At 63.1% G+C, this 6657-nt stretch carries 8 protein-coding genes; all 8 read right to left on the bottom strand.

From position 1 onward, the window contains the following. On the bottom strand, window positions 1–447 hold a 447-nt coding region (locus VF436_RS03125), incomplete at its 3' end, for a hypothetical protein (RefSeq protein ID WP_330902522.1). Then, window positions 444–1133: a hypothetical protein gene (locus VF436_RS03120; RefSeq protein WP_330902521.1), complete on the bottom strand. Its 690-nt coding sequence runs from the start codon at window positions 1131–1133 to the stop codon at window positions 444–446. The genes VF436_RS03125 and VF436_RS03120, both read right to left, overlap by 4 nt. Then, window positions 1130–1921 (bottom strand): type III secretion system inner membrane ring lipoprotein SctJ, encoded by a 792-nt coding sequence (sctJ, locus tag VF436_RS03115; RefSeq protein WP_330902520.1) that lies wholly within the window; start codon window positions 1919–1921, stop codon window positions 1130–1132. The genes VF436_RS03120 and sctJ overlap by 4 nt, the downstream gene beginning before the upstream one ends. A gap of 10 nt (window positions 1922–1931) precedes the next feature. After that, window positions 1932–2339 (bottom strand): hypothetical protein, encoded by a 408-nt coding sequence (locus tag VF436_RS03110; RefSeq protein ID WP_330902519.1) that lies wholly within the window; start codon window positions 2337–2339, stop codon window positions 1932–1934. 28 nt (window positions 2340–2367) lie between these two features. Continuing rightward, window positions 2368–2730 (bottom strand): hypothetical protein, encoded by a 363-nt coding sequence (locus tag VF436_RS03105; RefSeq protein WP_330902518.1) that lies wholly within the window; start codon window positions 2728–2730, stop codon window positions 2368–2370. 115 nt (window positions 2731–2845) lie between these two features. Continuing rightward, window positions 2846–4144: an FHA domain-containing protein gene (locus VF436_RS03100; protein WP_330902517.1), complete on the bottom strand. Its 1299-nt coding sequence runs from the start codon at window positions 4142–4144 to the stop codon at window positions 2846–2848. Continuing rightward, the gene (gene sctC / locus VF436_RS03095) at window positions 4144–6096 is read right to left on the bottom strand and encodes a type III secretion system outer membrane ring subunit SctC (RefSeq protein ID WP_330902516.1); all 1953 of its coding nucleotides are present in this window, start codon (window positions 6094–6096) and stop codon (window positions 4144–4146) included. Before sctC ends, VF436_RS03100 begins: the two co-directional genes overlap by 1 nt. Before the next feature lie 87 nt (window positions 6097–6183). After that, window positions 6184–6657: FHIPEP family type III secretion protein (locus VF436_RS03090; RefSeq protein WP_330902515.1), on the bottom strand; the 474-nt coding region annotated here is incomplete at its 5' end.

Here is a 6657-nt window from a genome sequence, read left to right as displayed (position 1 = left end):
GGCGACTTCCTCACGCGCCTGCTGCGCGACATCCGGATGTACGCGCACCAGCAGGTGCGGCTCGAACACCAGCTTCTGCATGGCTTCGGCGACCAGGGACGCGACCAGGCGCTCGGCACCGATCGCTGGCGCGATGTGCTTGACCACACCAATCGCCACCTCGCTGGCGCGACGCCGCAGTTCCTGGGTCAGCGCCTCACGCGCTTCGGCCAGGGCCTGGAGCGCCTGCGCAAAATCGCGCAATGCCCGTTCACTTCCCTCGGTCCTGCCCTGCGCACGCGCATCCTCCAGCACCTGATCGCGCTCGGCCTGGGCTTGCATCAGCAGCGTGTTGGCCTGATCCACCACTTGCTGCGCCTCGCTCAAGGGCGCCCATGCAGCCGCCGGGATCACGCCTGCATCGAGATACAGGCGAAATCGCTGCTCATCGATGGCCATGGCATTCATGGGTCGATCTCCTGGGTGACCTCGGCCATCTGCATGGCCATGTCGTGTGCTGCGCGCTCTTGCAACAAGGCAGCCACGGTGCCCGTGGGAAGCCACGACTCCTTCGTGCACGGTCCTGGCGGCACGCTGGCGAACGCGCATGACAGGCGCGCGGCGAGAACCGGCCCGGAACGCTCCGCATGGGCGAGAAACTCGACGATGCCACGGGACAGGACACTGGCATCCAGGGCTTCGACGTCACGACCACCGCGTTGCAGCACAGCCTGCCCCATGTGCCGTATCGCTTCCGGTGGCTTGCCTTTCCACGGATCGTGCGCCTGCGCCTGGCGCAACGCATCGACGCCCAGGCACTGGCGCAGGAACAGCACGACCTCGCGCTCGACCGCCAAGCGCAGGGCCGGCCCGAGCGAGAGTACGCCCAGTTCACGCGCAAAAGCCTCGACGCGCGCCTGTGGCCAGGCCAGCCACGGCTCCTGCGCCAACCATGCCTGCCAGCGCTCTTGATCGGGGGTCCATAGCGATGGCACTCGCTTGAGCGCGGCCCGCGCCAACTGCCTGCGACCGATCGGGCTTTGCATGGCACGTTCGGCCAGGTCTGCGGACCATTCGCCGTAATAGCGTGGATGCAGCCCTTCGAGCAGAGCTTGCGCATGGTGGCGACGCGTCGTGCGATCAGGCTGCATCACGGCATCTCACGTCGAGCCAGCGGACGCGGTTGCGACCGCACCAAGGCGTGACGGTTGCGCCACAGCACGAAGCCGGCAAGCACGGCGGCGAGCGCGGCGAGGCCTATCATCAGTAGCGAGGTGGCATCACCACGCAAACCACTGGCCAGTACACCACTGCGCACGTGGACATTGGCCGGTACATCGGCCGGGGCGCGCTGGAAGAATTGCACCGTTACTCTGGTCGGATCAGTTAATCCGTCGGTGCCATTCATTACGGCGGCCTTGATATCCGATGCCCGGCTTTCGATCCCCGAGTTCGGCCGCGAAATGATGACCACCGAGGCCGACCCGCTGGGTGGCTTGTCATCGATGGGGCTCTTGTCGGGAATCGACAAATAGACATACGCATCGACTACGCCGCTCAACTGACGCAACGTATTACCGAGCAGTTGCTGGCGCGCATAGATGAAACGTTGCTTGTCTTCCATCGGCGACGACACCAGGCCGTCCTTCTTGAAGATCTGGCCGACGTTATCCACGCTCTGGTGCGGCAGACCCGCTTCGCGCAGCGTCGCCATGGCCGCAGGCATGTCCTGGCGATCAAGCACCACCTGCCAGCCTTCGCCGCGCTCGGCCGGACGCTTGTCCGCATCGATGCCGTTGTTGAGCAACGCCGCGACCACCTCATTGGCCTGCTGCTCGTCGAGCTTGGTATAGAGCACTTCGCGCGAGCAGCCGGCGAGCAGTCCCAGCACCAGGGCCAGGACCGCGAGCCGCCACCACCTGCCATTCATCGTCTTGCGCATGACCGGCCTCTTACGACTGCTGGCGGAACAACTGCTGTACGCCATCGGAACTGCGATTGGCGACGTTCGAGGTCAGCTCGGCATGGAACACCAGCTCCTGGCAGCGCATCGTCATATCGATGATCTGGCTCGGGCTGAGATCGCGGCCGCTGGTACGCATCGCGTCGGCGATCTTGCCCAGCTTCGTGGCATGGCCGTTGAGCGAGTCGAACTGACTGAGCACCGCCTTGAAGCTAGGCGACAACTCATCCGAGACAGGCTTGACCTGGCTGGCCTGCTCCGCATTCTGCGGCGCGGCATCAGCGAAGGCCTGGCGAAACTTTGCCACGTCATCGGCATGGGCAGGCGCGGTCGCCGTGGCGTCTGTGGTCGGTGCGAAGTTGCCGACATTGACCATCTGGGTCGGTGTCACATTCATGGCATCACCTCCTCGTGATGACGTGCGCTTACTGCTTGCGACCCAGGTTGTCGAGTGCCTGACCCACGGCGTTATTTGACGTGGACGCGCTGGTCGACAGGAACTGCATCTTCAGGCTTTCGGCGGTGAGTTGCGTCAGCACGGAAGGGTTATCCGAACCGGCACCGGCCTGTCCGTTACCGCCGCCAGAAGACCCGTTGCTGACCTGGTCGGACAGTGCCGTCACCTTCGATGCCTGCTGGTCGAGCGCACTGCCCCAGGCTTTGGCCAAGGCCTCAAACCAGCTCTTGGATTGGTCTGAGCTGACCGTCTGGTTGCCGGCGGTGGCCGCCGCGTCCGAGATGAGGCTATTGAACTGCGCACTGCTGTTGTTGTTGATGGTGTTGCTCATGTGCCTTCTCCTGCTTCGGTGTCGGGACGGTATGGCTGTCCCGTGAACCGGACCGGCGAACCGGCCCGCCTTGGCGTCGCGCGGAAGCATCCGCCCGGCACCTGATACTTGCTGATTAATGCCGGCGATGCGTTCTTGCCACCGGTGCGGCATCGTTATCGATCTGATTGGTATCGGCGTCACCGTCACCCTCCGCGCTCGATGCCGCCGGCGCGGGATTGATCAGGCTCGCCACTGCGTCCTCAGTCACCGGATGCAACGCTGTGTAGCCGTCTTCGCGATCAAGTTCGGCGTAGTGGTTGTCCGGCGTGCGCACCAGGATCTCGTCGCTGTTGGTCACATGCAGGAACACGCCTCCTTGTGGAAGCATCTGATCCGGGTAGTAACGCGATTCATCCTGGGTCACCAGGTACTCATCGTTGCCGCGAAATACGTGCTTGATGCGCTTGCCTGGATCGGGCTTGGGTGCCTCGGCCGGCTTTTCGTCGAAGTTGCGCATGGACACGCTCAGCGCCGCATCGCTGTTGAGGCTCTGCATGTCGGCTGAGCCGTAGACATCGCGCTTGACCTTCTCGACGTTGTCGGCACTACCGAAATGGCCGCTGACCTGCACCTGGTTCTGGTCGAGCAAGGTGGTGTCCACCGTATAGCCGTGCATGGCAAAGATCTCGGTGACCTGCTTGGCCACACTTGGCCAGTCGCGGACAGCCACCTCGGCCGATAGATTCGCCGCCGCCAGTTGCTGGCGTAACTGTGGCAACTGGGTCGCATTGCCGACAACGCCGCGCACGGTCAGGCGACCACTGTCATCGGTACCGACAGCCACGTGCGGCAGCGAAAGCTTGCGCACGATCGCCTGTGCCTGCTGCAGCTGTTGGGCCGTATCCAGCGGCGCAGGCGCGTCGGAGTGGGTCACGCGCCAGCTGCCGAGCAACACCAGCACCGCAACCAACAAGAGCAGGCCAGCCGAACCGAGCACAAGCAGGCGTCGCCGATCGAGCTGCCGATCGGTGAGCATGGGCAATCCAGCTTCCGTGGCATCGGCCAGGTTTTGCCAGCGCTCGCTCCAGTGCGAACCCACGGCAAAGCGCACCTCCCCCATGCGAACCACTGCAAAATGCTCCAGGGTCATGCTGTCACCCGGCGCCAGCTGCCGGTCATCGGTTGCCACCGTGCCTTCCAGCGCTCGCAGCAATACCTGGTCGCCAATGACGGTCAGCACGCAGTGATGCCCCGCAATGCCCTCGTCACCGAGAATCAGATCGCAGTCGTCGGCCTGGCCGATCATCAGGATGCCGCGCTCGGGCATGCGAAATTCTGCGCCTGAATGCACGCCACTGAATACGCGCAAGCGCAACTGCACCCGGGGCGACCGCTCCGGGTGACGTGGACTGCTGGCGCGTACGCTGCTCATCAATGGCGACTCGGCACGGGCGGAGAAGGCATGGCGACGGGCGGTTGTGCCGGCAGCGGATCAGGCGAGGGCGTCGGCTGGGTTACCTTGTCGCCCTTGTAGTTCCACCAGGCATTGCGACTGGCTTCCTGGCGATCGAGCTGTTGCTGCGATTCCACGCTGACGCCGGAAGCCGTAGGCGATTGCTGCCCGGTGATGTGATTCATGGCCACCAGACGCGGCGTGATCAGGAACAGCCGCTCGGTGTGCTGGCGCTGCTTCTGCACGGATTTGAACAGGTAGCCCAGCAAGGGGATATCTCCCAGCACCGGAATCTTGTGCTCCATATTGGACCCCTGATCCTGAATCAGGCCTCCCAGCAGCAAGCCCTGACCGTCGCGGATGATGGCCGTGGTATTGACGGCATTCTGATTGACGATGGGGTAGCTGATCTTCTGTGAATCTTTCGCGGTGAAAGTGATGTTGCCGTCTTCGATATTCACCTGCATGCGAATATGCAGCTCGCCGTTTTCATCCACGACGTGTGGCGTCACACGCAATGTGGTGCCGGCCACTACGTTGTAGAGGTCAGAATTGTATGCACCGGCCACCGGCACATAGACCGTCTGGTTGCTCTGGATGACCGCTTCGGCATCATTGACAGTAATCACCTGTGGGCGTGTGATCACGTGGGTAACTCCGTCATCCTCGAGCGCGTCGATGCTGGCGACGAAATGCGCCGGATTGCCGAGGATGGCGCCGATCTGCAGGCCGTTGGCAAAAATGTTCGGCAACGCACTCGTGTCGCGCGCGCCAAGCGCGGCAAGCATCAGCGCCTGGTTGCTCAGGGCGTCGGCGACGTTCGCATTGCCACTCTGGAAGCCCACGGTAGTACCACGGTTGTGATACAGCCAGTTGATGCCGAGCTGGCGTACCTTCTGCTTGTCCACGTCGATGATGGTGGCTTCGATCTCCACCATCTGCGGCTGCACGTCGAGCTGGCGGATCAGGCTGTCGTACATCGGCATGCGATCAGGCGTGTCGCGCACGATGATCGCGTTGCGGAAGCTGTCGGCGACGATGCGGGTATCGCCGGCGCCCTGGATCGTTTCTACCCCATTGCCGCCCTGGCCGCCTGGCGCGAGCTGCGCAGTCGGCGGCGACAAGCCGTCATCGCCCTCCTGTTGCAACGGCGCGGTGTAGTTGCCAAGCGGCGGCGGGGGCTGCTGCCCCACGGACGCAAGGCCCTGGCCGCGAAGGCTTTGCTGGCGCGATGGCAGGATACGTTCGCGCGCTCCGGCGAACTGGCCCGAATCCACCTCACCCACCAGGTCGCGCAATACGCTGGCCACGCCAGCGATCGTCACCTGACGCCCGCCGACAGTCATCGTGGTGTCCGACGCCCAGGCATACTTGAGCGGGTAGAACTTGAATTGCGTGTTGACGTTCTGGCCCAAGCCAACGATGGTCTGGGCCATTTGCTTGACCTGCTCGGCAAAACGTCGGGTGCCGGTGATGGTGACCAGGCCGCTGCTCTGTTCCATGCGCCACACGTTGCCAGTGGCGGCATCGGCCCATTTGACGCTATCCATGGCGGCCATGAATTTCTGTTCCGAGGCCAACGGAATGCTCGTGTAATCGGTGATACGTTCGTTGTTCAGATACACGTAAACGGCCGAACCGTCCCAATAGGCCGACAGCCCGTTAGTATCGGCGATCTTGCGCCAGATCTGTGCGTAGGAGCCCTTGAAGCTGCCGTTGATGCTTCCGCCACGTGCCGCAACCTGGGAGCTCAGAACCACCTCCAGGCCTTGCTCGTGAAAGAAATCGGGCAGGAACTCACGCAATGACTTACCCTCCGTCTGTGTCTCGGTCGTGCCGCGCTTGAACGGAATCGGTATCGCGTGCGCCGAAACCGTCACCAGCAACATTCCTGCAAGCATCCAGCGCGCACCCAGCTTCCAGCGAGCCACTCGCTCTGTCCTGCCCCCGTGCTCTCTCATCTGACGCATTCCTTCTGTTCCCATGGCCTTTGATGGCATTGACTCGTGATCCGACCGCTAGGCGGCCAGCTGTCCCACTGGCACCAGACGCAGGTCTGGCACCAGTTCCTGATAAGAGAGCACCGGGATATCGGCGAATTCCGCCTCGGTGAGCTTGCGCAAATGGCGACGCACATCCATCGAACAAAGCAGCACCAGGGGACCACCGTGATCGCCGCGCGCGAAATCGCCGACCTGGGTCAGCAGTCGCGCAGCGAGATCTGGATCGACTGCCAGTTGCGTACCCGCCGGACCGTTATGTACCGAACGGCGCAGGTGTTCTTCCAGTTCCGGGCGCGCGACCAGCACGTGCAAGGCATGGTCGTCATCGGCGTAGCGATAGCTCAGGTGCCTGCGCAAAGCCACGCGTACGTACTCGGCGACAAGCACCACGTCTTTCTCGCGGCTGGCGGCATCGGTAATCGCTTCAAATACGTCACGCAACTGGCGGATCGGCACGCGCTCCTCGACGAGCCGCTTTAGTACATCGGC

Source organism: Dyella sp. (genome assembly GCF_036384435.1).
Taxonomy (GTDB): domain Bacteria; phylum Pseudomonadota; class Gammaproteobacteria; order Xanthomonadales; family Rhodanobacteraceae; genus GSA-30.
The sequence above is the reverse complement of the archived record's forward strand: the minus strand, read 5'-3'. Positions and strand labels throughout refer to the sequence as shown.

Bases quoted from the DNA above. Each gene is read 5' to 3' on its own strand.
- sctJ (WP_330902520.1), bottom strand. From the start codon at position 1,921: ATGCGCAAGACGATGAATGGCAGGTGGTGGCGGCTCGCGGTCCTGGCC.
- VF436_RS03105 (WP_330902518.1), bottom strand. From the start codon at position 2,730: ATGAGCAACACCATCAACAACAACAGCAGTGCGCAGTTCAATAGCCTC.
- VF436_RS03110 (WP_330902519.1), bottom strand. From the start codon at position 2,339: ATGAATGTGACACCGACCCAGATGGTCAATGTCGGCAACTTCGCACCG.
- VF436_RS03100 (WP_330902517.1), bottom strand. From the start codon at position 4,144: ATGAGCAGCGTACGCGCCAGCAGTCCACGTCACCCGGAGCGGTCGCCC.